Below are 24,657 nucleotides of genomic sequence, written 5' to 3'. Positions count from 1 at the left end.
TGTAGGGTGCCTGCTCCGACGGCTGCCCGCACCCAGATGATCAAGCCGTCGGACCGGTCGGGGCGCGGCCCCGCCCGGAACAACTGTGGACGATGCGCGAGGGCCGCACGCCGGCCCCGGCATCATGTGGAGGAGGCGCTGTGAGCAGCGACCCATGGGGCCGCGTCGATGAGACGGGGACCGTGTACGTGCGTACCGCCGACGGCGAGAAGGTCGTCGGCTCGTGGCAGGCGGGTTCCCCGGAGGAGGCTCTCGCTTACTTCGAGCGCAAGTACGACGGCCTGGTCGTCGAGATCGGCCTCCTCGAGCGACGGGTGAGGACCACCGACCTGTCGGCCAAGGATGCGATGACCGCCATCGAGCATCTGCGCACCCAGGTCGACGAGCACCACGCGGTCGGCGATCTGGCCGCGCTGCGCAAGCGGCTGGACGCTCTCGTCGCGGTCGTCGAGTCGCGCCGCGAGGAGCGCAAGGCGGCGAAGGCGAAGCAGTCCGAGGAGGCCCGTACGGCCAAGGAGGCGCTGGTCGCCGAGGCCGAGGAGCTGGCGGCCAGCGAGCAGTGGCGGTCGGCGGGCGAGCGGCTGCGCGCCCTGGTCGACACCTGGAAGGGCCTGCCGCGGCTGGACCGCAAGACGGACGACGAGCTGTGGCACCGCTTCTCGCACGCCCGCTCGGCGTTCTCCAAGCGGCGCAAGGCCCACTTCGCCTCGCTGGACGCGCAGCGCGAGGACGCCCGCAAGGCCAAGGAGAAGCTGGTCGCCGAGGCGGAGGCGCTCTCGGGGTCCACGGACTGGGGCCCCACGGCCGCCCGTTACCGCGAGCTGATGCAGGACTGGAAGTCCGCGGGCCGCGCCCAGCGCGAGGCCGAGGACGAGCTGTGGGCCCGCTTCCGCGGCGCGCAGGACGTCTTCTTCCAGGCCCGCAGCGAGGTCTTCGCCGAGCGCGACGCCGAGCAGGCCGGCAACCTCACGCTCAAGGAGGAGCTGGCCGCGGAGGCCGAGAAGCTGCTCCCCGTCACGGACCTCAAGGCGGCGCGCGCCGCGTTCCGTTCGATCAACGAGCGCTGGGAGGCCATCGGCCACGTGCCGCGGGACGCCCGGCCGAAGATCGAGAGCCGGATGCACGCGGTCGAGCGCGCCATCCAGGACGCCGAGGAGTCGGAGTGGCGGCGCACGAACCCGGAGGCGCGGGCCCGTGCGGCCGGCCTGACCGGGCAGCTCCAGGCCGCGGTCGACAAGCTCCAGGAGCAGGTCGACAAGGCGCGTGCCGCGGGCAACACCGCCAAGGCGGACAAGCTCGCCAAGGAGCTGGAGGGCCGCAAGGCTCTGCTGGACCAGGCCCTGAAGGGGCTTGAGGAGTTCGGCGGCTGAGCCGTCGGCAGAAGGTAAGGGGCGTCGGCCAAGGCCGGCGCCCCTTACTCATGTCCGCTTACTCATGTCCGCCGTATTCCGCTTACGGCCTGCGGGCTGAGGTCACGCGGTAGACGTCGTAGACACCCTCGACGCCACGCACCGCCTTCAGCACATGGCCGAGGTGCTTGGGGTCGCCCATCTCGAAGGTGAAGCGCGAGGTGGCCACCCGGTCGCGGGACGTCTGCACGGCCGCGGAGAGGATGTTGACGTGCTGGTCCGACAGGACGCGCGTGACGTCCGACAGCAGCCGCGACCGGTCCAGGGCCTCGACCTGGATGGCGACCAGGAAGACCGACGACTGGGTGGGCGCCCACTCGACGTCGATGATCCGCTCGGGCTGCTGGGAGAGCGAGTCGACGTTGACGCAATCGGCGCGGTGCACGGAGATGCCGTTGCCGCGGGTGACGAAGCCGATGATGGGGTCGCCCGGTACGGGCGTGCAGCAGCGGGCCAGCTTGACCCATACGTCGTCGACGCCCTTGACGACCACGCCCGGGTCCGCGGTGGAGCGGCGCTTGGAGCGCGTTCTGATCGGGGCGGTCTCCTCGATGTCCTCCGTCGCCGCGTCCTCGCCGCCGAGCGCCTGGACGAGCTTCTGCACCACGCCCTGGGCGGCGACATGGCCCTCGCCGATGGCGGCGTAGAGGGAGGAGATGTCGGGGTAGCGCATCTCGTGCGCGAGGGTGACGAGCGAGTCGCCCGTCAGGATCCGCTGGATCGGCAGGTTCTGCTTGCGCATGGCCCGCGCGATGGCGTCCTTGCCCTGCTCGATGGCCTCGTCGCGGCGTTCCTTGGAGAACCAGGCGCGGATCTTGTTGCGGGCGCGCGGGGACTTGACGAAGCCCAGCCAGTCGCGCGAGGGGGCGGCGCCGGGGGCCTTGGAGGTGAAGACCTCGACCAGGTCGCCGTTGTCCAGGGTCGATTCGAGCGGTACCAGGCGCCCGTTGACCCGCGCGCCTATCGTGCGGTGGCCGACCTCGGTGTGCACGGCGTACGCGAAGTCGACCGGGGTGGCCCCGGCGGGCAGCGCTATGACGTCGCCCTTGGGCGTGAAGACGAAGACCTCGTTGCGGGAGAGGTCGAAGCGCAGGGACTCCAGGAACTCGCCCGGGTCCTCGGTCTCCTTCTGCCAGTCGAGCAACTGCCGCAGCCAGGCCATGTCGTTGACGGTGTCCTGGTTCTTGCCGGCGTTCCTGGGCACATCGGTACGGATCTTGGAGGCTCCGGCGACGGCCTCCTGCTTGTACTTCCAGTGCGCGGCGATGCCGTACTCGGCGCGGCGGTGCATGTCGAAGGTGCGGATCTGCAGCTCGACGGGCTTGCCGCTGGGCCCTATGACCGTCGTGTGCAGCGACTGGTACATGTTGAACTTGGGCATCGCGATGTAGTCCTTGAACCGCCCCGGAACCGGGTTCCAGCGGGCGTGGACGGTGCCCAGCGCCGCGTAGCAGTCGCGGACGGTGTCGACGAGGACGCGGATGCCCACCAGGTCGTAGATCTCGGCGAAGTCGCGGCCGCGCACGATCATCTTCTGGTAGACGCTGTAGTAGTGCTTCGGGCGCCCGGTGACGGTGGCCTTGATGCGGGCGGCGCGCAGGTCGGACTGCACCTCGTCGATGACGGTCGCCAGGTACTCGTCCCGCTTGGGGGCCCGCTCGGCCACCAGACGCACGATCTCGTCGTACATCTTGGGGTAGAGGATCGCGAAGGCGAGGTCTTCCAGCTCCCACTTGATGGTGTTCATGCCCAGCCGGTGCGCCAGCGGGGCGTAGATCTCCAGCGTCTCGCGGGCCTTCTTCTCCTGCTTCTCCCGCTTGAGGTAGCGCATCGTGCGCATGTTGTGCAGCCGGTCGGCGAGCTTGATGACCAGGACGCGCGGGTCCTTGGCCATGGCGACGACCATCTTGCGCACGGTCTCGGCCTGGGCGGCCTCGCCGAACTTGACCTTGTCGAGCTTGGTGACGCCGTCGACGAGCAGGGCGACCTGGTCGCCGAAGTCGCGGCGCAGGGTGTCGAGGCCGTACTCGGTGTCCTCGACGGTGTCGTGCAGCAGGCCCGCCATCAACGTGGCCGGATCCATGCCCAGTTCGGCGAGGATCGTGGTGACGGCCAGCGGGTGGGTGATGTACGGGTCGCCGCTCTTGCGCTTCTGGCCGCGGTGCCAGCGCTCGGCGACCTGGTAGGCGCGCTCGATCTGGCGCAGCGTGGCGACGTCGGCCTTCGGGTCGTTGCCGCGGACGATGCGCAGCAGCGGTTCGAGCACGGGGTTGTACGGGCTCTGGCGCTGGACGCCGAGGCGGGCGAGCCGGGCGCGGACCCGGCTGGAGGAGCCGGGGCGGGGCGCGGGGCCCTGCACGGGGGCGGACCGGACCGGGGCGGGGGCCGGGCGGGCCTCGCCTGCGGTCTTCTCGCCGCGTCCGTCCGGGGCGGGAGCCTGCGCGGGCCCGTCCGGGCCCTGCGGGCGGCCCGTGGGCGTGCCCGCGGCCGCCGCGGCCTCGCGAGCCGTTTTGTCCTGCTGGGCGGCGGTGAGCGGCTGGGCCTCGTCTGGCAAGAGCACTCCTCAGGGGTGTCCGGCCCCCCGATCAGGTCCGGACGTCCGGACTGCCATGGTATCGATCCCGGCCGGGGGAACGCCGCTCGCCCGCGACCGGAGGAACGACGGAGGCGGGCACCGGGGTGCTCCCCGGTGCCCGCCTCGCTGTCCGTGCCGGCCGGTCAGACCGTGATCAGGACCTCCAGGGGCGCGCCCTGCAGGGCTGCCTCCAGCCGCCGGCGGCCCGGCAGGAAACCGAGCTCCATCAGCATGCCGACGCCCGCCACCTGGGCGCCCGAGCGGCGGATCAGCTGCAGCGCGGCCTCGGCCGTGCCGCCGGTGGCCAGGACGTCGTCGATGACGAGCACCCGGTCGCCCGGCTTCAGTGCGTCGGCGTGTATCTCGACCTCGGCCGTGCCGTACTCCAGCTCGTACGCCTGGGCCAGGGTCGCGCCCGGCAGCTTGCCGGCCTTGCGGACGGGGACGAAGCCGCGGCCCGCCCGGACGGCCACCGGGGCTCCGAGGATGAAGCCGCGGGCCTCCAGGCCGACGACCTTGTCCGCCTGGACGCGCTCGCACAGCCCGGCGAAGGCCTCGGTCAGTGCGCCGAACGCCGTGGCGTCGGCGAGCAGCGGGGTGATGTCCTTGAACGTCACGCCCGGCTTCGGGTAGTCGGGGACGTCGATAATGCGGCTGAGCAGCAGCTCACGCAGCTCCTGGCCGGTGTCCTCGGGACGGAGGGTGCTCACTGGCGCCTCCCCGAGGGACGGCCGCCGCGGTTGCCGCGGCTGCGGCCCCCGTCCTGGCGGCGCTGGCCGACGACTCCGGCCGGGGAGGCGTCCTCCGGCTCCTCGCCGTCGGCGTCGTCGGCGTCCTGCAGGCCGGTGTCCTCGCCGGAGTCGGCCTTGGCGGCCGCGGCGGCCCGGCGGGCGAGCACCCGCTTGCTGAGGGCCCGCATCTGCGGCTCGCGCTCCTTGAGGTCGGCGACCAGCGGGGTGGCGATGAAGATCGACGAGTAGGCACCGGCCGCGAGGCCGACGAACAGGGCGAGCGAGATGTCGTTGAGCATGCCCGCACCCAGCACGCCGCCGCCGATGAACAGCAGTCCGGCCACCGGCAGCAGGGCGACGACCGTGGTGTTGATCGACCGCACCAGCGTGCCGTTGAGGCTGCGGTTGGCGAGCTCGCTGTAGGTGAAGCGGGTCTGCTTGGTGATGCCCTTCGCGCTCTCCTTGAGGCCGTCGAAGACGACGACGGTGTCGTAGAGCGAGTAACCGAGGATGGTCAGCAGACCGATCACGGTGCCCGGGGTGACCTCGAAGCCGACCAGGGCGTAGATGCCGACGGTGATCGTGAGGTCGTGGACCAGGGCGATCAGGGCGGCGAGCGCCATGCGCCACTCGAACGCGATCGCCAGGTAGATCACCACGAGGACCATGAACACGCCCAGGCCCGTCCAGGCCTTGTTGGCGATCTGGTCGCCCCAGCTGGGGCCGACGATGTCCGTGTTGATCTTGTTCGTCGAGACGTCCAGCTTCTTGGCCAGCGCCTCCTGCGTCTTGCGCGACTGGTCCGTGCTCAGCTCGCTGACCTGGACCCGCAGGGTCTTGTCACCGAGCTTCTGGACGGTGGCCGAGTGCCCGGAGGCGTTCTGCGCCGTCAGCCGGGCCTGCTCCGCCGAGACGGAGGTCTTGGGCGTGGTGAAGACCGCGCCGCCCTTGAACTCGATGCCCATGTTCAGGCCGCGCACCGACAGGCCGACGATGGCCGTGATGGTGATGAGGATCGAGATGCCGTACCAGATCTTCCGCTTGCCGACGAAGTCGTAGCCGACCTCGCCGCGGTAGAGCCGGGCGCCGAGAGTGCCGAGTCGCGACATCTCACGCCTCCTTCGGGTCGACGGTGGCGGAGGGACGGCGGCGGGAGGCCCGCAGCGGCGGCCGGGCGCCGAGCCGCTGGGGGTCGAGCCCGGACCACGGGTGGCCGCTGGCGAAGAACTTGCGGCGGGCGAGGAGCGTCATGAGCGGCTTGGTGAAGAGGAAGACCACGACGACGTCGAGCAGCGTGGTCAGACCGAGGGTGAACGCGAAGCCCTGCACCTTGCCGACGGTGACGATGAACAGCACCGCGGCGGCCAGGAAGGAGACGAAGTCCGAGACGAGGATGGTGCGGCGGGCCCGCGGCCAGCCGCGCTCCACGGCCGGCCGCAGGCTGCGGCCCTCGCGGATCTCGTCACGGATGCGTTCGAAGTAGACGATGAACGAGTCGGCGGTGATGCCGATCGCCACGATGGCACCGCACACGGCCGGCAGGTTCAGCGCGAAGCCGATGGCCGGGCCCAGCAGGACCATGATCGTGTAGGTGAGGATCGCCGAGCACAGGAGGCTGGCGAGGGCGACGAGCGCGAGACCGCGGTAGTACGCCACCAGGTAGACGATCACCAGGGCGAGACCGATGGCACCGGCGATCAGACCGGCGTTCAGCTGCTCGCCGCCGAGCGCGGCGGTCACGGTGGTCTCGTTGACCACGTCGAAGGACAGCGGCAGGGCACCGTAGGACAGCACGTTGGCCAGGTCCTGGGCGCTCTGCTGGGTGAAGTTGCCGGAGATCTCCGCCTGGCCGCCGACGATCGAGGTGCTGACCGACGGGTCGGAGACGACCTCGCCGTCGAGGACGATCGCGAACTGGTTCTGCGGCGGCGCCTTGCTGGCGAGCTGGCCGGTGACCGCGGCGAACTTCTTCGAACCGGCCGAGGTGAACTTCAGCTGGACGAGCCAGCCCTTGCCGGTCTGGCTGTCGAAGGCGGCGTTGGCGCTGCTGACGCCGGTGCCCTCGACGGACACCGGGCCGAGGATCTCCTTGACCCCGCCGTCCTTGCGGCACGCGACGATGGTGTCGGTGGGCGCCGCGTTGGCCGCCGCCTTGGCGGCGTCGGAGCGGCCCTCCTTGGTGGAGCAGTCGACCGCGTCGAGCTTCTTCTGCAGGGAGGCCATGTCCGTGGCGGACGGGCTGGGCGTGGGCGCCTTCTGGTCGTCCTTCTTGCCGTCGCTCTTGCCGTCCGGCGAGGCGGAGGCGGACGGCGTCGCCGAGGGGCCGGAGGCCTTCAGGGCGTCGGTGACGGCACGGCCCTGGGTGCTGGCGCTCGCGGACGGCGAGGGCGAGCCGGAGGGCTTGCTCTTGTCGCCCTTGTCCTTGGAGCCGCCCGAGGCACTGGGCGTGGGCTCGGGGGCCTTGGCACCGGAGGTCGACACCAGCACGGGCCGGAAGCCGAGCTGGGCTGTGGTGCCCACCTGCTCACGGGCCTGCTTCGCGTTCGTCCCGCGCGGGATGTTCACGATGATGTGCCGGCCGCCCTGGGTCTGGACCTCGGCCTCCGAGACACCCAGACCGTTCACACGCCGCTCGATGATGCCGACGGCGGTGTTCATGTTGGTCTGGTTGATCGCGTTGGGCCTGCCGGGCTGGTTCTTGGCCTCCAGCGTGAAGCTGGTGCCGCCCGCGAGGTCGATGCCCAGCCGCGGCGTGGTGTGCCCGGAGGCGAACATCCCCCCGGTCAGCGCCACCATGGCGATCAGGATGAAGGCCAGGACTCTGCCCGGCCTGCCCTGGCCGCCCGGGGACCTGCGGCCCTTCTTCGGTGCTGCCACCTTGTCGTTTCTCCCTGTCCAACCGCCGGGCGTCGGGTGTGCGCCGGGCGGCCACGAAGTCTTGTGGGGACCTGCCCCCGCCGGAGCCTAGACGACCGCAGCGGAACCGCGGTGCACCGCTCCATGGGTGCTCCGCGGTTCCGTGACACGGCTACTTCGCGTCGGCGTCGCCGTCGCGCTTGGCGTCCTTCGTCCCCTCGGCGGACTCGCCGGGCTGGTCGGCCTTGTCGGCCGGGTTCTCGGAGCCGGCCGCGGCGGCGGTCTCCTTGCCCAGGTCGGTCTTCTTGCTCAGATCCGTCTTCGGCTCGCCCTCGGCGGCCTCGGCCGCGGCCCCGGTCTCCTCGGCCTGGGTGGCCTCGGCCTCGGCCCCGGTCAGCGAGGAGACATCGTCGGGGACGACCGTCTCGCCGGGCTCGATGCCGTGGACGATGCGGTTGTACTCGGCATCCTCCAGGACGGCGCCGATGGAGTTCTTCGCGTAGATCGCGTGAACGCCCGGGGCGACCTCCAGGAGGACCGTGTCGTCGTTGACCTCCTTGACGGTCGCGTACATGCCGCCGATCGTCCGCACGCCGGTGCCCGGCTGCATGTGGTCGCGCATCTGCGCCGCCTGGCGCTGCTTGTTCTTGGCCGACCGGGTCATCAGGAACATGGCCCCGATGAGCACGATGAACGGCAGGAGACTCACGATATTCACGGGACGGGGTTTCCTTCACACGACCGCGATGGGGACACGGCCTGGTCTACGGGGGTGGTATGCCGCACCGATAAGGACGGCATCGGCGGAGTCTAAGCGAGTCCGCACCTATGGAACAACGCTCAGCATGGCACCGGGGTTCCTGACGGGACCAGCCCCCGCGCCGTCACCCGCCGAAGAGCGCGGACTGCCCGGGGCCGCCCGGACCCTGCTGCGGCGGCACCAGGCCGAGGTGCGCCCAGGCCGCCGGAGTGGCGACCCGGCCCCTCGGTGTACGGGCCAGCAGCCCCTCCCGTACCAGGAACGGCTCGGCGACCTCCTCGACCGTCTCGCGCTCCTCCCCCACCGCCACCGCGAGGGTGGACAGCCCGACGGGACCGCCGCCGAAGAGCTTGAGCAGGGCGCCCAGCACGGCGCGGTCCAGCCGGTCCAGACCGCGGGCGTCGACCTCGTAGACCTCCAGGGCCTGGGCGGCCACCTCGCGGGTGACGACCCCGTCCGCCTTGACCTGGGCGTAGTCGCGGACGCGGCGCAGCAGGCGGTTGGCGATGCGCGGGGTGCCGCGCGAGCGCCCGGCGATCTCGGCCGCGCCGTCCGCCGCGATCTCCACATCGAGCAGCCGGGCCGAGCGGTGCACGACGCGCTCCAGCTCGGCGGGGGCGTAGAACTCCATGTGCCCGGTGAAGCCGAAGCGGTCGCGCAGCGGGGGCGGGAGCAGTCCGGCGCGGGTGGTGGCGCCGACGAGGGTGAAGGGCGGCAGCTCCAGCGGAATGGCCGTGGCCCCGGGGCCCTTGCCGACGACGACGTCGACGCGGAAGTCCTCCATGGCCATGTAGAGCATCTCCTCGGCGGGCCGGGACATGCGATGGATCTCGTCGAGGAAGAGGACCTCGCCCTCGGTGAGGGAGGAGAGGATCGCGGCCAGATCCCCGGCGTGCTGGATGGCGGGGCCGGAGGTGATGCGGATGGGGGCGCCCATCTCCGCGGCGATGATCATCGACAGGGTGGTCTTGCCGAGGCCGGGCGCACCGGAGAGCAGGACGTGGTCGGCGGTGGCGCCGCGGGCGCGGGCCGCCCGGAGGACGAGGTCCAGCTGCTCGCGGACGCGCTCCTGGCCGATGAACTCGCCCAGGTCCTTGGGCCGCAGGGCCGCTTCGACGGCCTGGTCCTCCCCGTCGGCGGCGCCTCCGACGATCCGGCCGCCCGCGGCGGGCAGGCCGGTCGTGCTCGCGGGTGCGGACTCGTCGTACGGGTTCACGGGTGGGACCTCATGGTTCGTGGCGGGTCGGGGTACGGGCGCGGGCGGGGCGCCCGGGCGGGCGGTGCGGTGCGGACGGGGCCCGGGGCCATCGGTCAGCGCGCCCGGTTGAGCGTCTGCAGGGCGGCCCGCAGCAGGTGGCCGACCTGGGGCTGGGTGCCCTCGGCGAGGGCGGCCTCGGCCTGCGGCGTCACGGCCGCCACCGCTTCGTCCGCCTCGCGGGTGGCGTAGCCCAGGCCCACGAGCGCGGCGTGCAGCTGGTCGCGCCAGCCGGCACTGACCGGGGTGCCGACACCCGCCTGCGAACCGCCGGAGGCGACCGGCTCGCCGAGCCTGTCCTTCAGCTCCAGCAGCAGCTTCTGGGCACCCTTCTTGCCGATGCCGGGCACGGCCGTCAGGGCTTTCTCGTCGCCGGAGGCGAAGGCGCGGCGCAGCGCGTCGGGGCTGTGCACGGCGAGCATGGCCTGGGCGAGGCGGGGGCCCACGCCGCTTGCGGTCTGGAGCAGTTCGAAGGTCTGCCGCTCGTCGTCGTCGGCGAAGCCGTACAGCGTCAGGGAGTCCTCGCGGACGACGAGGGAGGTGGCGAGCCGGGCAGGCTGTCCGACCCGGAGCGTGGCCAGGGTGGCGGGCGTGCACTGGACGGCCATGCCGATGCCGCCGACCTCGACCACGGCGGCGTCGGGGGCGAGGGCCGCGACCGGCCCGGAGACGAAGGCGATCATCGGGTGCCCTTCGGGAGTCGTGCGGGAACGGTGCTGCGGTGGGCGGCGGCGATCTGCTGCAGGCGGTTGGCCGCAGGCGCGCGCCAGATGTGGCAGATGGCCAGCGCGAGGGCGTCGGCGGCGTCGGCGGGCTTCGGCGGGGCGTCGAGCCGCAGCAGGCGCGTGACCATGGAGCCGACCTGTGCCTTGTCGGCCCGCCCGGAGCCGGTGACGGCGGCCTTGACCTCGCTGGGGGTGTGCAGTGCGACGGGCAGTCCACGGCGGGCCGCACAGAGCATCGCCACGGCGCTGGCCTGGGCGGTGCCCATGACCGTGCGGACGTTGTGCTGGCTGAACACCCGCTCCACGGCGACGTATTCGGGCCGGTGCTCGTCGAGCCACTGCTCTATGCCGCGCTCGATGAGGACCAGCCGCTCGGCCGTCTCGGCATCGGCCGGGGTCCTGACGACACCGACGCCGACCATGGTCAGCCGGCGGCCGGCCGCCCCCTCGACGACCCCCACGCCGCACCGGGTCAGCCCCGGGTCCACGCCCAGCACCCGCATGGCGCCCCTCCCTTCGATCACCTGCGCGCAGGCTATCGGCTGCCACTGACAACGCCCGGTCACGCCGACGGGCCGGCGGGGGAACCACCCCGCCGGCCCGTCGGCCGAGCACATCGCACGCCTTACGCGTCGACCTTGGCCATGACCTCGTCGGAGACGTCGAAGTTGGCGAAGACGTTCTGCACGTCGTCGCTGTCCTCGAGGGCGTCGATCAGCCGGAAGATCTTGCGCGCGCCCTCCTCGTCGAGCTGGACCTGCATGGTGGGCACGAAGTTGGCCTCGGCGGAGTCGTAGTCGATGCCGGCCTCCTGGAGCGCGGTGCGCACCGCGACCATGTCGGTGGCCTCGCTGAGGACCTCGAAGTTCTCGCCGAGGTCGTTGACCTCTTCGGCACCGGCGTCCAGGACGGCACCCAGCACGTCGTCCTCGGTGAGCTCGCCCTTGGGGACGATGATGACGCCCTTGCGGTTGAACAGGTAGGACACCGAGCCCGGGTCGGCCATCGAGCCGCCGTTGCGGGTCATGGCGACGCGGACGTCACCGGCGGCGCGGTTGCGGTTGTCGGTGAGGCACTCGATGAGCACCGCGACGCCGTTCGGGCCGTAGCCCTCGTACATGATCGTCTCGTAGTCGGCGCCACCCGCCTCGAGACCGGCGCCGCGCTTGACGGCACTGTCGATGTTCTTGTTCGGGACCGACTGCTTCTTCGCCTTCTGGATGGCGTCGTAGAGCGTCGGGTTACCGTCGATGTCGGCGCCGCCCATACGGGCCGCGACCTCGATGTTCTTGATCAGCTTCGCGAAGAGCTTGCCGCGCTTGGCGTCGATCACGGCCTTCTTGTGCTTCGTCGTAGCCCATTTAGAGTGGCCGGACATCTCGCCTGTCTCCTTCGCGTAACCAAATTCGGAACGAACGACAGTGATCCTACCGGGATCCCGTCACTGCGCTGCGCGCACCATCTCCACGAAGAGCCCGTGCACACGGTGGTCTCCGGTGAGCTCCGGATGGAAGGACGTGGCCAGGACATTGCCCTGCCGGACGGCGACCGTGTGGCCGTCGTGGGAGGCGAGCACCTCGACCTCGGCTCCGGTCGACTCGACCCACGGGGCCCGGATGAAGACGCCCTCGACGGGACCGCCCGCTATGCCGCGGACGTCGACGGCCGCCTCGAAGGACTCGTTCTGCCGGCCGAAGGCGTTGCGGCGGACGATCATGTCGATGCCGCCCAGGGTCTCCTGGTCGTCGCGACCGTCCAGCAGCTTGTCCGCCAGCATGATCATGCCGGCGCAGGTGCCGTAGACGGGCATGCCCGAGCGGACGCGCTCGCGCAGCGGCTCCAGCAGGCCGAAGACGACCGCGAGCTTGGACATGGTGGTGGACTCGCCGCCGGGGATGACCAGGCCGTCGACCTCGGCCAGTTCCTCGGGACGGCGGACCGGACGCGCCACGGCATCCGCCGCCGCCAGGGCGACCAGGTGCTCGCGGACGTCGCCCTGGAGGGCGAGAACGCCGATGGTGGGGGTGGACACGGGATACTCCCTCTTCGCTCTGCTTCCGGTGCACGTGCCGGCGGGCGGCCGCAGGAACCCCTGCGCACCGCCCACCGGGAACCGCCGTGTCACCAGCCGCGGTTGGCGTACCGCTCGGTCTCGGGGAGGGTGTCGCAGTTGATGCCGACCATGGCCTCGCCCAGGTTGCGGGAGGCATCCGCGATGATCTTGGGGTCGTCGTAGAAGGTGGTGGCCTTCACGATGGCGGCGGCGCGCTTGGCCGGGTCGCCGGACTTGAAGATGCCGGAGCCCACGAAGACGCCCTCGGCACCGAGCTGGCGCATCAGCGCGGCGTCGGCGGGGGTGGCCACGCCGCCCGCGGAGAACAGCACGACGGGCAGCTTGCCCAGCTCGGCGACCTCCTTGACCAGCTCGTACGGGGCGCGCAGCTCCTTGGCCGCGGCGTACAGCTCGTGGTTGTCCAGGCCGCGCAGACGGGCGATGTCGCCCTTGATCTGGCGCAGGTGGCGGACGGCCTCGACGACGTTGCCGGTGCCGGCCTCGCCCTTGGAACGGATCATGGCCGCGCCCTCGGCGATACGGCGCAGCGCCTCGCCCAGGTTGGTGGCACCGCAGACGAACGGGGTGGTGAAGGACCACTTGTCGCTGTGGTTGACCTCGTCGGCCGGGGTGAGCACCTCGGACTCGTCGATGTAGTCGACGCCGAGGGACTGCAGCACCTGGGCCTCGACGAAGTGGCCGATGCGGGACTTGGCCATGACGGGGATGGAGACCGCGTCGATGATCCCCTCGATCATGTCCGGGTCGGACATCCGGGCCACGCCGCCGTCCTTGCGGATGTCGGCGGGCACCCGCTCCAGGGCCATGACCGCGACGGCACCGGCGTCCTCGGCGATCTTGGCCTGCTCCGGCGTGACGACGTCCATGATCACGCCGCCCTTGAGCTGCTCGGCCATGCCGCGCTTGACGCGCGCCGTGCCGGTCTCGGGAGTCTGCGGGGTGCTGGCGGTGGACACGATGTGACCTCACTAATCAAGGGCCGGTGATGCTGGCAGGTTCATCCAACCCACTGCCGGGCGGGCCGAAAAAGGGCCAATCCGAGGTCAGTGGCCTGTCCGGTCCGCCAGCGCGACGGGCGGCTCGTCGTCCATCTCGAAGGCCAGGGGAAAGGGCGCGTGCCCCGCGAGCCGGAACCAGCGCACCACGCGGTGCCGGCGCACGGCCCGCGCCGCCCGCACCGCGTCGTTGTGGAACCGGCGGGCCATCGGCACCCTGCGCACGGCCTGCGCCAGCTCCTCGAGCGACTCCTCCCCGCCGGGGGCCTCGCGCACGGCCTCCACCTGCGGCCCCTCCGTGAAGACCGCGCGCAGCGCCTGGCTCAGCTCGCTCTCGGCGACCTCGCGCTGCTCCTCCTCGGCCTGCCGGGCGGCGTGCGCGGCCTGGTAGAGGACGATCGACGCGGCGGGATCGAGCACTCCGGCGGTGCCGAGCTCCTGGGCGACCGAGGCACGCCGCAGCAGCTGGGCGTCCAGGGCGGCGCGGGCCGCGTCGATGCGGCTGTGCAGCCGGTCCAGGCGCCCGGCGGTCCAGCTCAGGTAGACGCCGACGAGGACGAGCGCCACCGCGATCCAGATCAATGTGGTCACGCCGGGCCACAGTACCGGGCCGCCCGGCGGGGCCCGCTCCACCCGGGGGTGGAGCGGACAGGGTGGAGACGCCCGGGCCGAGGACCCACCCGGGCTCCGATCCGTCTCCACCCGCCGGGTTCCTACCGTCGAGACATCGACCGGGACATCGGTCGAGACGTCGATGCAGACGGTGGGACCGACGGAGGACTCCCATGCAATCCCGTTCCAGGCACACGCTGTTCACCTCGCTCGCGGTCAACGTCGGCCTGCCGCTCGTGCTGTTCTACGTGCTGCGCGGCGCGGGGATGGTGCAGTGGCAGGCACTCCTGCTCAGCAGCGCCCCGCCGGCGCTCCACGCCCTCGGCGAAGCGGTGATACGACGCCGGGTCGATCCCTTCGACATGTTCATCCTTGTCCTGCTGCTGGTCTCGGCCGGCACATCGGTGATCAGCGGGAGCCCGCGCGTCCTGCTGCTGAAGGACGCGGCGCTGCCCGCCGCCCTGGGCCTGTGGATCCTGAGCACGCTGGCCATGGCACGCCCCTTCGCCTTCCAGTTCGGCGGCCGGCTGCGCGGCCCGGAGGCGGCCGCGGTCGCGGAGCGCGCCTGGCGGGATTCGGCCGAATTCCGCGGCGCCCTGCGGGGATTGACGGCGGTGTGGGGCGGCATAGAGCTGCTGGATGCGGTGCTCAACACGGTGAACGCACTGGTGCTGCCGGTCGACGTGGTGCCGCTGGTCGGCCGCATCGAATCACTGGGCCTGATCGGCCTGGCAGCCGTGATCAGCATCCACCGCAGCCGCAGCTTCCGGGCCCGGCACGGCATAGCCCTGTTCGGGACGCGCGCGGAGGCGCCGGCGAAGACACCGGCCGACGCCTGACCCGGGCCGGGCCGGGCCGCCTACGGGGGTGGTGGCCCGGCGCTCCCGGTTCCCCGAGCCCCGTAAGGGGGCGCCTCCTAGTCCCGCGCAAGCCCCAACCGCGCCCGCAATCCGGTCCGTTCATCGGCGGCGACCGAGGCCGCGCCGGCGGTCACCGTCTCGTAGACGGCCAGGATGTCGGCCCCGACCGTCGCCCAGTCGAAGCGCCGCACATGCCGGCGCCCGCGCTCGCCGAGCTCGGCCCGGCGGGCGGGGTCGCCCAGCAGCCGCACGGCCGCCGCGGCCAGCGCATCCGCGTCCTCGTTGGCGAACAGCTCGCCCGCCGCACCCTGGTCCAGGACCTGGGCGAAGGCGTCCAGGTCGCTGGCGAGGACGGGCGCGCCCGCCGACATGGCCTCGACCAGGATGATGCCGAAGGACTCGCCGCCGGTGTTCGGCGCCACGTACACGTCGACGCTGCGCAGCAGCCGCGCCTTGTCCTCGTCGCTGACCATGCCGAGGAACTCGACGTTGCCGCGCATCTCCGGCGGCAGGCCGGCGACGGCCTCCTCCTCGTCGCCACGCCCGGCGACCAGCAGCCGGGTTCCGGGGCGCTCCGCGAGGATCCCGGGCAGGGCACGCATGAGGACGGGCAGGCCCTTGCGGGGCTCGTCGATGCGGCCGATGAAGCCGATGGTCCCGCCCTGCCATTCCGGCCGCGGCTCGGCGGAGGCGAAGAAGCCGACGTCGACGCCGTTGGGGATGACGACCGCGTCGCCCCCCAGGTGCTCCACCAGCGTCCGGCGGGCGTATTCGCTCACCGCGATCCGGGCGCTGATCTTCTCCAGCGCGGGCTGGAGGATGGGATAGGCCGCGATCATGGCGCGCGAGCGCGGATTGGAGGTGTGGAAGGTCGCCACGATCGGGCCCTGGGCGGCCCAGCAGGAGAGGAGGCCCAGCGACGGGGTGGCCGGCTCATGGATGTGGATGACGTCGAAGTCTCCCTCGTGCAGCCAGCGGCGCACGCGCGCGGCCGAGAGGAAGCCGAAGTTCAGCCGGGCCACCGAGCCGTTGTACGGGACGGGCACGGCCCGTCCGGCCGAGACGACGAAGGGCGGCAGCGGGGTCTCGTCGTCGGCGGGCGCCAGCACCGAGACCTCGTGGCCCAGCCGGATCAGGTGCTCGGCGAGGTCCCTGATGTGGAACTGGACGCCGCCGGGGACGTCCCAGGAGTAGGGGCAGACGATCCCGATCCTCAAGGCTTCTCCGTTCCGGGACGGGGCTCGGCCGGCCGTGCCAGGTCGGCCAGCCACAGCCGCTGGAGCATGTGCCAGTCCTGCGGGTGCGCGGCGATGCCGGAGGCGAAGGCGTCGGCCATCTCCTGGGTCAGCACCGCCGCCTTCTCGGCCCGGGTGCCGGTCTCCGGCACCTCCAGGGGCGCGTGGACGCGGCCCTTCTGCACCGGCGTGCGGTCGTACCAGAGCGTCACCGGCAGCAGCAGGGCGCCGGTCTGCACGGCCAGCATGGCGGGTCCGGCGGGCATCTTGGCCGCCTCCCCGAAGAAGGACACCTCTATGCCCGAGGAGGACAGATCACGGTCGGCGACCAGACAGACCACGCCGCCGGAGCGCAGCCGGCGGGCCAGCGTGCCGAAGGCGCTGCCGCCGGCGTGCGGCAGGACCTCCATGCCCAGCCCCTCGCGGTAGGCCACGAACCGGTCGTAGAGGGTCTCGGGCTTGAGCCGCTCGGCGACGGTGGTGAAGGGCACCCCGAGCCGGGTGGTGAGCCAGGCCCCGGCGAGGTCGTAGTTGCCCATGTGGGGCAGCGCCAGCACCACGCCCCGCCCGGAGGCCAGGGCCTCCTCCAGGTGGTGCAGGCCCTCGGGGTCGAAGCCGGTGCGGATGCGGTCCTTGCTCCACGAGGGCAGCCGGAAGGACTCCATCCAGTAGCGCAGGTAGGAGCGCATGCCCTCGCGGGACAGCCGGGCGAGCTCCTCCGGTCCCGCGCCGGGGACCACCCGGGCGAGGTTGGACTCCAGCCGCAGCACGCCCTTGCCGCGCCGCCGCCAGGTCACGTCGGCGAGCTGCCGGCCCAGCGCGGTGGCGACGGGCTCGGGGAGCGTCCTGACCGTGCTCCACCCGAGTCCGTACAGCGCGTCGGTCAGCTGTTCCTTCACCCGGCGCCGCCCTCGCCCGCCATCACGGACGCGTCGGCCTCGGCCGCCTCGCGGCGCACGGTCACGACCCGCTGGACGAGCGTGATCAGGCTGCCGACGGCCACCAGCCACAGGGCGATGGGCAGCAGGATCTGGACGTGCGGGACGCCGAACTTGTGCAGTCCCGAGAGTCCGCAGGCGACCAGGGAGACGACGAGCCGCTCGGCGCGCTCGACCAGGCCGTTGACGTTCACCGGCAGGCCGATGCTCTCGCCGCGGGCCTTGGTGTACGAGACCACCTGGCCGCTGGCCAGGCAGAAGATGGCCACCGCGCACAGCGCCAGGCTGTCGCCGCGTCCGGCGTACCACAGGGCCAGGCCGCCGAAGATCGCCGAGTCGGCGACCCGGTCGAGGGTGGAGTCGAGGAAGGCGCCCCAGCGGCTGGAACGGCCGAGCTGGCGGGCCATGTTGCCGTCGACGAGGTCCGAGAAGACGAACAGCGTGATGACGATCGTTCCCCAGAAGAACTCGCCTCTGGGGTAGAAGGCCAGCGCGCCCGCCACCACACCACCGGTACCGACGAGGGTCACCGCGTCGGGGCTCACGCCCAGTCGGATGAGCAGCGCGGCGAACGGCGTGAGAACACGCGTGAAGAACGCACGCGCGTACTTGTTCAGCATGGCCTTCCCGGAGGGTCGTATGCGGGCCGGAGGTCGGAAGGCCACCGGCTGGCCCATCGTAGCCAGGCCGCCGGAACCCGCCGCGCACACCACCCCCGCTGCGCCCGCCGGGGCGGAGGGCGATCACCGGCCACTCAAACGGTTGCGCCCCCGTGTGCGACGTATGGACGCAGCGTGACCACGGTGGAAAGCTCGAAGGACCGCAGGTGTCGACCGGAGAGGCGAGACACATGGGCGAAAAGACGAATGCACATCCAGGGGCCGCCGGCAGGGCGGTGACGGCCGACCGGCCGCACAACATCCGCAACGTGGTGCTGGTCGGCCACAGTGGGTCCGGGAAGACGACCCTGGTGGAGGCACTGGCCCTGACCACCGGCGCCGTCAACCGGGCCGGCCGGGTCGAGGACGGCGCCTCGCTCTCGGACCACGACGAGATCGAGCACCGCCAGCAGCGCTCGGTCCAGCTGTCCCTGGTCCCCGTCGAATGGGCCGGGATCAAGATCAACGTGTTGGACACACCCGGCTACGCCGACTTCGTCGGCGAGCTGAGGGCCGGTCTGCGGGCTGCGGACGCGGCCCTCTTCGTCGTCTCGGCCGCGGAGGGCGCCGAGGGCATCGCGGGGGCCACCCGCATGGTGTGGGAGGAGTGCGCGGCCGTGGGCATGCCCCGCGCGATCGTGCTCACCCATCTGGAGGCCGCACGGGCGGACTTCGAACAGCTCACGGAGACCTGCCGCGCGGCCTTCGGAGGGGACTCCCCCGACGGCGTGCTCCCGCTCTACCTCCCCGTGCGCGGGCCGGAGGGCCCCGACGGGCACCGTCCCGTCACCGGGCTCGTCGGCCTGCTCTCGCAGCGGGTCTACGACTACTCCGGCGGCGAACGCACCGAGGCAGCACCCTCCGCCGACCAGCTGCCGCTGATCGAGGAGGCACGCAACCGGCTCATCGAGGGGATCATCGCCGAGAGCGAGGACGAGACCCTCATGGACCGCTACCTCGGCGGCGAGGAGATCGACGTCAAGACGCTCGTCGAGGACCTCGAACGGGCCGTCGCCCGGGGCAGTTTCCACCCCGTGCTCGCCGCCGCCCCGGCGGCCGAGGGCGCCCGCCAGGGCCTGGGCACGGTGGAGCTCCTGGAGCTCATCACCGGCGGTTTCCCGACCCCGCTGGAGCGCGAGGCCCCGGCCGTCACCGCCCCGGACGGCAGCGCCCGTCCCCCGCTGTCCTGCGACCCGGAGGGTCCGCTCGCCGCCGAGGTCGTCAAGACCGCCTCCGACCCCTACGTCGGGCGCCTCTCCCTGGTCCGGGTCTTCTCCGGCACCCTGCGCCCCGACGAGACCGTGCACGTCTCCGGACACGGCCTGGAGGACCGCGGGCACGAGAGCCACGACGTCGACGAGCGCGTCGGCGCGCTCTCCTCCCCGTTCGGCAAGCAGCAGCGCCAGCTCGCCCAGGCCATCGCGGGCGACCTGGCCTGCGTCGCCAAGCTCACCCGCGCCGAGACCGGCGACACCCTCTCCGCCAAGGGCGATCCGCTGCTGATGGAGCCCTGGCTGATGCCCGACCCGCTGCTGCCCGTGGCCATCCAGGCGCACAGCAAGGCCGACGAGGACAAGCTCTCCCAGGGCCTGGCCCGGCTCGTCGCCGAGGACCCCACCATGCGGCTGGAGCAGAACCAGGACACCCACCAGGTGGTCCTGTGGTGCCTGGGCGAGGCCCACCGGGACGTCGCCCTGGAGCGGCTGCGGACCCGGTACGGGGTGCAGGTCGACATCGTCCCGCACAAGGTGTCCCTGCGCGAGACGTTCGGCGGCAAGGCCGCCGGCCGCGGCAGGCACGTCAAACAGTCCGGCGGCCACGGCCAGTTCGCGATCTGCGAGATCGAGGTCGAGCCGCTGCCCGGCGGCTCCGGCATCGAGTTCGTCGACAAGGTCGTGGGCGGCGCGGTCCCCCGGCAGTTCATCCCCTCGGTGGAGAAGGGCGTACGGGCCCAGGCCGCCCGCGGAGTGGCCGCCGGCTATCCGCTCGTCGACGTCCGGGTCACCCTCCTCGACGGCAAGGCGCACTCGGTGGACTCCTCCGACGCCGCCTTCCAGACCGCCGGTGCCCTGGCCCTGCGCGAGGCGGCCGCCGAGGTCCGCATCCACCTCCTGGAACCGGTCGCCGCACTCCAGGTCCTGGTCGCCGACGACTACGTGGGCGCGGTCATGAGCGATCTGTCCGGACGGCGCGGACGCGTCGTCGGCACCGAACAGTCCGGCGCGGGCCGCACCCTGGTGCGCGCCGAGGTGCCCGAGATCGAGATCGGCCGCTACGCCGTGGACCTGCGTTCCCTCTCGCACGGCACCGGGCGGTTCAGCCGCGGGTACGCCCGGCACGAACCGATGCCGCCGCAGCTGGCCGACCGCATCCGCGAACAGGAGGATAACGGGGCATAGTTGGCAAGCCGCCCGTCCCAACTCGGCCAGGACGGGCGGCTTTCCGCTCACCTGCCCCCCTCTGACACCCCGCACCATTACGCTGAGCATGCGGCCCATGACACGGGCCGGGGGTCGGGAGCAGGCCGCGGCATTGGGGGCAGAGTGGCAGGGGACGCGTTCGACTTCAGTCCGGGGGCACAGATCCCGGTCGCCGGCGGCGCCGGACAGACCGCCGCCACCCAGGCACTGGCCTCGGCCGCCTACCGCGACGGCCCGGTCGACGAACTCCTCAAGGCCAATTCGGACTGGGCCACCTCCGAGGTCAAGCCGCCCCGCATCTCGCTCTTCGAGCCCAACCTGGGCGAGGCCTTCGCCCGCGCCGTGCAGAACCGCATGCTCGGCAGCGGCCGCAAGCCGCTCATCCAGTCCTTCGGACTCGAACCGCAGGTCATCGTCGAGCACTGCCTGGCCGCCTCCCGCATCCGCAAGGAGCGCGACGCCCGGCTGACCCTGATCATGCTCCTGTTCGGGCTGCTCTTCCTGCCCGGCGTCCTGCTCTGGCTCGGCGCCTTCCAGCTCCGCCGCACCCTCGCCGGCTCCCAGGACAGGCGCGCCGGCGCACTGGGCGCGGCCCTCTTCGGCATCCTCGGCCTGGCCATCGTCGCCCTCTTCGTCAAACTCCCCTTCACCGGCTTCTGGTACCTCTACCTGCGCGCCATGCTCGTCGCCCCCGTCATCGGCGGCCTGTGGGCGCAGCAGATCTGCGAGCGCACCGCAAAGGACCTCCGCGAGCGCTGGACGGGCCTGCTCGACGGCGGCGGCATCGGCGCCAAGATCCCCGAGGCCGTGCCCTCGACCCCCGGCGAGAGCGCCGCCGAACAGCTCCGCCAGAACCTCGAACGCATCGCCGCCGAGCAGCGCAGCAACGTCGTCTTCTACGCCGGCCCCAAGGGCATACTCGGCATGGGCACCCGCTGGGGCAGCTGGCAGCTCGCCGAGGAGCTCGTCCCCCTCGACCCCGGCAAGGACATCAACCCCTTCCGCAGCTGGGACATCGTCCGCGCCATCCACGACCAGCTCAAGCTGCTGGAGCGCACCCCCATCAACACCGGCGGCCTCACCGCCCCCGACATCGAGCACTGGGTGGTCTCCCCCATCGGCGAGGGCGCCGGCTCCGTCTCCCGCCCCGCCGGCACCGACTCCGCCACGTACCAGATAAGGGGCTCCCAGCTCCAGGAGATCTGCGACAAGCAGCACTTCGGCAGCGGCGACCGGCACTACCTGGGCGTCCAGTTCGTGCTGTGGGACGGCCAGTTGGTCATCACCCTGCTCATCAACGTCACCGTGCTGCACAAGACGCTGCGCATCGAGGTCACCGGCCACGCCCTCGGCCCCACCCACGCCGTCTTCAACGGCCGTCCCAAGAACCGCACCCGGACGTTCCGCAAGGCCCTCAAGTTCTGGGAGACCTGGGAGCGCACACTGCGCGTCGTCGAGCCCCGCGAGGTCGTCCGCCTCTCCGTCCGCGCGCCGCTCACCTGGTACCCGCCGCTGCTGGAGTACTGGGGCGGCAAGCTCGTCCTCCCCGAGCCGTTCGGGCTGCGCCACGCGTGGGCCGACAAGCCGTGGCGGCACCGTTTCATGGCGGACGACGCCCTGCGCGCAGCAACTCCGGTGCTGCGCGTGGTGCATCAGGCCGCATTGCGTGTCCTCGCCGACAACGGCGTGGACACGGAGAAGTTCGGCAACCGGGCCAACACGTTGAGCGGGGCGATCCAGGACCCGACGCCCCGTCAGGCCGACGTCTACAACGCCTGACAGGGCGCAGCGGCGGCACTCCGCAACTTCACCTGAAGATGCCCGTGTGGCCCAGCGAATAGCGTCCCGGCTGGGGGTACACCGCCAGGCCGTGCGGTCCCGCCCCCACCGGGATGCGGGCGATCTGGTGGCCGTCGTTGGTGTCGATCACGTACACCTCGCTGTTGTAACGCCCCGACAGCCACAGCTCCTTGCCGTCCGCCGACACCCCGCCCATGTCCGGACTGCCGCCGTCCGGCAGCTCCCACTTCTTCACCAGCTTGCGGGTGGCCAGATCCAGCACCGAGATCGACCCCTCGCCCCGGTTGGAGATATACATCGACTTCGAGTCCCGGCTCACGTACAGACCGTGCGCCCCCTTGCCGGTCGGCATCAGCCACGGCTCGGTGAACTTGTCGCCGTCCAGCACCCACACCCCGTCGGCCATCATGTCGGCGACGTACCAGGTCTTGCCGTCCGCGGCGATCTTCACGTCCTGCGGCATCGCCCCGTCGAACGGCAGCTTCTGCTGGCCGATCACCTTCATCCGGGCCGTGTCCACCTTCAGCAGCTCACCGGAGAACTCGCAGGAGACGATGAAGTACCGCCCGTCCGGCGAGAAGTCGGCGTGATTGACCCCCAGGCAGCTCACCGGCTCCGTCTTCATCCGCTTCATCGTGTGGGCGTCCCGGAACACCAGCTCGCGGTCCATCGACGCCATCACCACCGCGTACTTGCCGTCCGGGGTGAAGTAGAGGTTGTAGGGGTCGTGGACGTCGACCGGCTTGCCCGCCTTGCCCGTTGCCGGGTCGATCGGGGTGAGCGTGTGGCCGCGGTCGTTGTTGACCCACAGCGTCTTCAGGTCCCACGACGGCACCACGTGCTGCGGCTGGTTGCCGACCGGGATCGTCTCGATGACCTTGTACGTCTTGGGGTCGATGACGCTGACCGTGTCGGATTCGGTGTTGGGCACGTACACCCGGGACGGGAAGTTCCGCACCACCGGAGACAGGGCGTTCGGCCGGTCCGCCGCGTACACGTCGTTCGGATCCAGCAGCGGCGGCATCCCCGGCAACCCCTGCGGCACCCCCCGCGCCGCCCCCTGGCCGTGCCCGCCCGGATGCGTCTGCCGGGCGACCGGCCCCTCCTTGCCGCTGCCGCCCCCGCCGCAGCCGCTGACGGCCGCCAGGACGAGGCAGAAGGCCGCCGCCAGCACGGCAGGACGGCGCAGCGGACGCGAGCGGACAGGACGGAAGGGGTGGCGAGGACCGGGACGAGCGGGCGAGAACGGGATCATCGGGTCAGCAGCTCCGTAGTCGTCACCGCACGCAGACCGCGGCGGTGGAGGCCGTCGAGGATCGCGGGCAGCGCGGCGACCGTGCCGGCATGCCCGAAGTGCAGACTCACCACCGACCCGGGCCGCACCGCATTCAGCACGGTACGCCGGACCGCCTCGGCGCCGGGGTCGGTGAAGTCGAGGGAGTCCACGTCGTACGACAGAACGTGCGGGTAACCGGCCTTTCGCGCCAGCCGGACCACCTGGTCGGTGGCCCGCTGCGCCCGGGACGGCCGGAACCAGCGGCCGATGCCGCCCGTGAGCCGGCGCAGCCGGTCGGCGCACTCGGTGATCTCGGCGTAGGCGGCCTTCGCGCTCATCGAGCAGATGCTGAGATGGCGCATGGTGTGATTGCCGAGCTCGTGCCCGCCGTCGAGCACCCGGCGGGCCATCCGGGGCTGGGCGTCCAGCCACTCGCCGACCGCCAGCACGGTCACCCGGGCCCCGGCCCGCTCCACCTCGGAGAGCAGGGCGAGGGCCGACTTCGCATCGCCCTGGCCGTGGAACGTCAGGGCCACGCCGTGCCCCTGCCGCGGGCCGTGCTCGATCTGGGCGGGCAGCCCGGCCGGCAGCCGGGGCAGAACGGGCGGTGCGCCCGGCGGTACGGACACCCTGGGCTTCGCCGCGGGCGACCGCGAGGGCTGCGCGTGGGCCGGTTTCCCGTTCTCGTCGCAGCCGGAGGTGCCCGCCCCGGCCGCTCCGGCGAGGGCGCCGCCTGCGGCTGCGCGCAGCACGGTGCGACGGTGAAGGAAGGTCACCGTCCCATTAGATCTTCTTTAGTAGGAATCGATGCGATTTGCCCGATTCACCCTGTTCCGTGTCCTCTTGGAGAGGCCGGGACAGCCGAATTGCCGGTTTACCGGTTTATACGGTCGGCCAGACGTCGGCGAGCATCTTCCGGGTGTCCGCGAGCAGTTGCGGCAGCACCTTGGTGTGCCCGACGACGGGCATGAAGTTGGTGTCCCCGCCCCAGCGCGGGACGATGTGCTGGTGCAGGTGGGCGGCGATGCCGGCGCCCGCCGTGGCCCCCTGGTTCATGCCGATGTTGAAACCGTGGGCCCCGGAGGCGGCGCGCAGCGCCCGCATGGCGCGCTTGGTGAACGCGGCCAGCTCGGCCGTCTCGGCCTCGTCCAGCTCGGTGTAGTCGGCCACGTGCCGGAACGGGACGACCATGCAGTGCCCGCCGTTGTACGGGTAGAGGTTGAGCACGGCGTAGACGCGCTCGCCCCGCGCGATGATCAGCCCGTCCTCGTCGCTCTTCGCCGGGATCGAGCAGAACGGGCAGCCGTCGTCGGCGCCCGTACCGGTGGGCTTGTTCTCCCCCTGGATATACGCCATCCGGTGGGGCGTCCACAGGCGCTGGAAGGCGTCGGGAGCGCCGACTCCGAACTGCTGCTCCGGCTCACTCGTCATGCCGAGAAGCATATTCCCCGGCCGGGACGCACCGAGGGGCGGCCCT

Annotated in this window: 22 protein-coding genes; 4 read left to right on the top strand and 18 right to left on the bottom strand. The window is 71.8% G+C overall.

Annotated elements, in window-relative coordinates; translation table 11 throughout:
* Positions 1-140 precede the first annotated feature (140 nt).
* Positions 141-1,370: a DUF349 domain-containing protein gene (locus HG542_RS24150; RefSeq protein ID WP_171084825.1), complete on the top strand. Its 1,230-nt coding sequence runs from the start codon at positions 141-143 to the stop codon at positions 1,368-1,370.
* A gap of 82 nt (positions 1,371-1,452) precedes the next feature.
* On the opposite strand, the gene HG542_RS24145 is transcribed toward HG542_RS24150, so the two are convergent.
* The 12 genes from HG542_RS24145 to HG542_RS24090 all read right to left on the bottom strand — a co-directional run bounded on the left by HG542_RS24145 (position 1,453) and on the right by HG542_RS24090 (position 13,971).
* Positions 1,453-3,963 (bottom strand): RelA/SpoT family protein, encoded by a 2,511-nt coding sequence (locus HG542_RS24145; protein WP_171084824.1) that lies wholly within the window; start codon positions 3,961-3,963, stop codon positions 1,453-1,455.
* 164 nt (positions 3,964-4,127) lie between these two features.
* Positions 4,128-4,694 (bottom strand): adenine phosphoribosyltransferase, encoded by a 567-nt coding sequence (locus tag HG542_RS24140; protein ID WP_227724671.1) that lies wholly within the window; start codon positions 4,692-4,694, stop codon positions 4,128-4,130.
* Positions 4,691-5,824 (bottom strand): protein translocase subunit SecF, encoded by a 1,134-nt coding sequence (secF, locus tag HG542_RS24135; protein WP_171084823.1) that lies wholly within the window; start codon positions 5,822-5,824, stop codon positions 4,691-4,693. Before secF ends, HG542_RS24140 begins: the two co-directional genes overlap by 4 nt.
* Before the next feature lies 1 nt (position 5,825).
* Positions 5,826-7,592: a protein translocase subunit SecD gene (gene secD, locus HG542_RS24130; protein ID WP_171084821.1), complete on the bottom strand. Its 1,767-nt coding sequence runs from the start codon at positions 7,590-7,592 to the stop codon at positions 5,826-5,828.
* 151 nt (positions 7,593-7,743) lie between these two features.
* The gene (yajC, locus tag HG542_RS24125; RefSeq protein WP_171084819.1) at positions 7,744-8,289 is read right to left on the bottom strand and encodes a preprotein translocase subunit YajC; all 546 of its coding nucleotides are present in this window, start codon (positions 8,287-8,289) and stop codon (positions 7,744-7,746) included.
* Between the two features lie 166 nt (positions 8,290-8,455).
* Positions 8,456-9,547: a Holliday junction branch migration DNA helicase RuvB gene (gene ruvB / locus HG542_RS24120; RefSeq protein ID WP_171084817.1), complete on the bottom strand. Its 1,092-nt coding sequence runs from the start codon at positions 9,545-9,547 to the stop codon at positions 8,456-8,458.
* Positions 9,548-9,642: 95 nt separating this feature from the next.
* Positions 9,643-10,269 carry a Holliday junction branch migration protein RuvA gene (ruvA, locus tag HG542_RS24115; RefSeq protein ID WP_171084816.1) on the bottom strand — a complete coding sequence of 209 codons (627 nt, stop codon included), beginning with the start codon at positions 10,267-10,269 and terminating at the stop codon, positions 9,643-9,645.
* Positions 10,266-10,814 (bottom strand): crossover junction endodeoxyribonuclease RuvC, encoded by a 549-nt coding sequence (gene ruvC / locus HG542_RS24110; RefSeq protein WP_171084865.1) that lies wholly within the window; start codon positions 10,812-10,814, stop codon positions 10,266-10,268. Before ruvC ends, ruvA begins: the two co-directional genes overlap by 4 nt.
* A gap of 122 nt (positions 10,815-10,936) precedes the next feature.
* Entirely contained in the window at positions 10,937-11,689 is a 753-nt protein-coding gene (locus HG542_RS24105; protein ID WP_171084814.1) for a YebC/PmpR family DNA-binding transcriptional regulator, read from the bottom strand.
* 63 nt (positions 11,690-11,752) lie between these two features.
* Entirely contained in the window at positions 11,753-12,343 is a 591-nt protein-coding gene (pdxT, locus tag HG542_RS24100) for a pyridoxal 5'-phosphate synthase glutaminase subunit PdxT (protein WP_171084812.1), read from the bottom strand.
* 89 nt (positions 12,344-12,432) lie between these two features.
* Positions 12,433-13,344, bottom strand: coding sequence for a pyridoxal 5'-phosphate synthase lyase subunit PdxS (gene pdxS, locus HG542_RS24095; protein ID WP_171084864.1), 912 nt, complete (start codon positions 13,342-13,344; stop codon positions 12,433-12,435).
* A gap of 84 nt (positions 13,345-13,428) precedes the next feature.
* Positions 13,429-13,971 carry a LemA family protein gene (locus HG542_RS24090; protein ID WP_171084810.1) on the bottom strand — a complete coding sequence of 181 codons (543 nt, stop codon included), beginning with the start codon at positions 13,969-13,971 and terminating at the stop codon, positions 13,429-13,431.
* A gap of 194 nt (positions 13,972-14,165) precedes the next feature.
* On the opposite strand from HG542_RS24090, the gene HG542_RS24085 reads away from it, so the two are divergent.
* Positions 14,166-14,831, top strand: coding sequence for a VC0807 family protein (locus tag HG542_RS24085; RefSeq protein ID WP_171084808.1), 666 nt, complete (start codon positions 14,166-14,168; stop codon positions 14,829-14,831).
* 77 nt (positions 14,832-14,908) lie between these two features.
* Here the strand turns inward: HG542_RS24085 and HG542_RS24080 are convergent, their stop codons facing one another.
* The 3 genes from HG542_RS24080 to pgsA are packed head-to-tail and all read right to left on the bottom strand — an operon-like array spanning position 14,909 to position 17,645.
* Positions 14,909-16,069: a glycosyltransferase family 4 protein gene (locus tag HG542_RS24080; protein ID WP_171084806.1), complete on the bottom strand. Its 1,161-nt coding sequence runs from the start codon at positions 16,067-16,069 to the stop codon at positions 14,909-14,911.
* Positions 16,066-16,986 (bottom strand): phosphatidylinositol mannoside acyltransferase, encoded by a 921-nt coding sequence (locus tag HG542_RS24075; RefSeq protein ID WP_171084804.1) that lies wholly within the window; start codon positions 16,984-16,986, stop codon positions 16,066-16,068. The genes HG542_RS24080 and HG542_RS24075 overlap by 4 nt, the downstream gene beginning before the upstream one ends.
* The gene (gene pgsA, locus HG542_RS35390) at positions 16,983-17,645 is read right to left on the bottom strand and encodes a phosphatidylinositol phosphate synthase (protein ID WP_171084802.1); all 663 of its coding nucleotides are present in this window, start codon (positions 17,643-17,645) and stop codon (positions 16,983-16,985) included. Before pgsA ends, HG542_RS24075 begins: the two co-directional genes overlap by 4 nt.
* Before the next feature lie 230 nt (positions 17,646-17,875).
* Here pgsA and HG542_RS24065 point away from each other — a divergent pair, with 230 nt between their 5' ends.
* Both HG542_RS24065 and HG542_RS24060 read left to right on the top strand, forming a co-directional pair.
* On the top strand, positions 17,876-20,083 hold the full coding sequence (locus tag HG542_RS24065) for an elongation factor G-like protein EF-G2 (RefSeq protein ID WP_171084800.1): 2,208 nt from the start codon (positions 17,876-17,878) through the stop codon (positions 20,081-20,083).
* Positions 20,084-20,227: 144 nt separating this feature from the next.
* Positions 20,228-21,883 (top strand): AbeC-like domain-containing protein, encoded by a 1,656-nt coding sequence (locus HG542_RS24060; protein WP_171084798.1) that lies wholly within the window; start codon positions 20,228-20,230, stop codon positions 21,881-21,883.
* Positions 21,884-21,911: 28 nt separating this feature from the next.
* Here the strand turns inward: HG542_RS24060 and HG542_RS24055 are convergent, their stop codons facing one another.
* The 3 genes from HG542_RS24055 to HG542_RS24045 all read right to left on the bottom strand — a co-directional run bounded on the left by HG542_RS24055 (position 21,912) and on the right by HG542_RS24045 (position 24,623).
* Complete coding sequence (locus tag HG542_RS24055; protein WP_171084796.1) at positions 21,912-23,159, bottom strand: YncE family protein; 1,248 nt, start codon at positions 23,157-23,159, stop codon at positions 21,912-21,914.
* Positions 23,156-23,956: a polysaccharide deacetylase family protein gene (locus HG542_RS24050; RefSeq protein ID WP_227724661.1), complete on the bottom strand. Its 801-nt coding sequence runs from the start codon at positions 23,954-23,956 to the stop codon at positions 23,156-23,158. The genes HG542_RS24055 and HG542_RS24050 overlap by 4 nt, the downstream gene beginning before the upstream one ends.
* Positions 23,957-24,062: 106 nt before the next feature.
* Positions 24,063-24,623, bottom strand: coding sequence for an HIT family protein (locus tag HG542_RS24045; protein WP_171084793.1), 561 nt, complete (start codon positions 24,621-24,623; stop codon positions 24,063-24,065).
* Positions 24,624-24,657: the final 34 nt, after the last annotated feature.

Origin of the sequence: Streptomyces morookaense (genome assembly GCF_013030945.1) — a bacterium.
GTDB lineage: Bacteria > Actinomycetota > Actinomycetes > Streptomycetales > Streptomycetaceae > Streptomyces > Streptomyces morookaensis.
The sequence above is the reverse complement of the archived record's forward strand: the minus strand, read 5'-3'. Positions and strand labels throughout refer to the sequence as shown.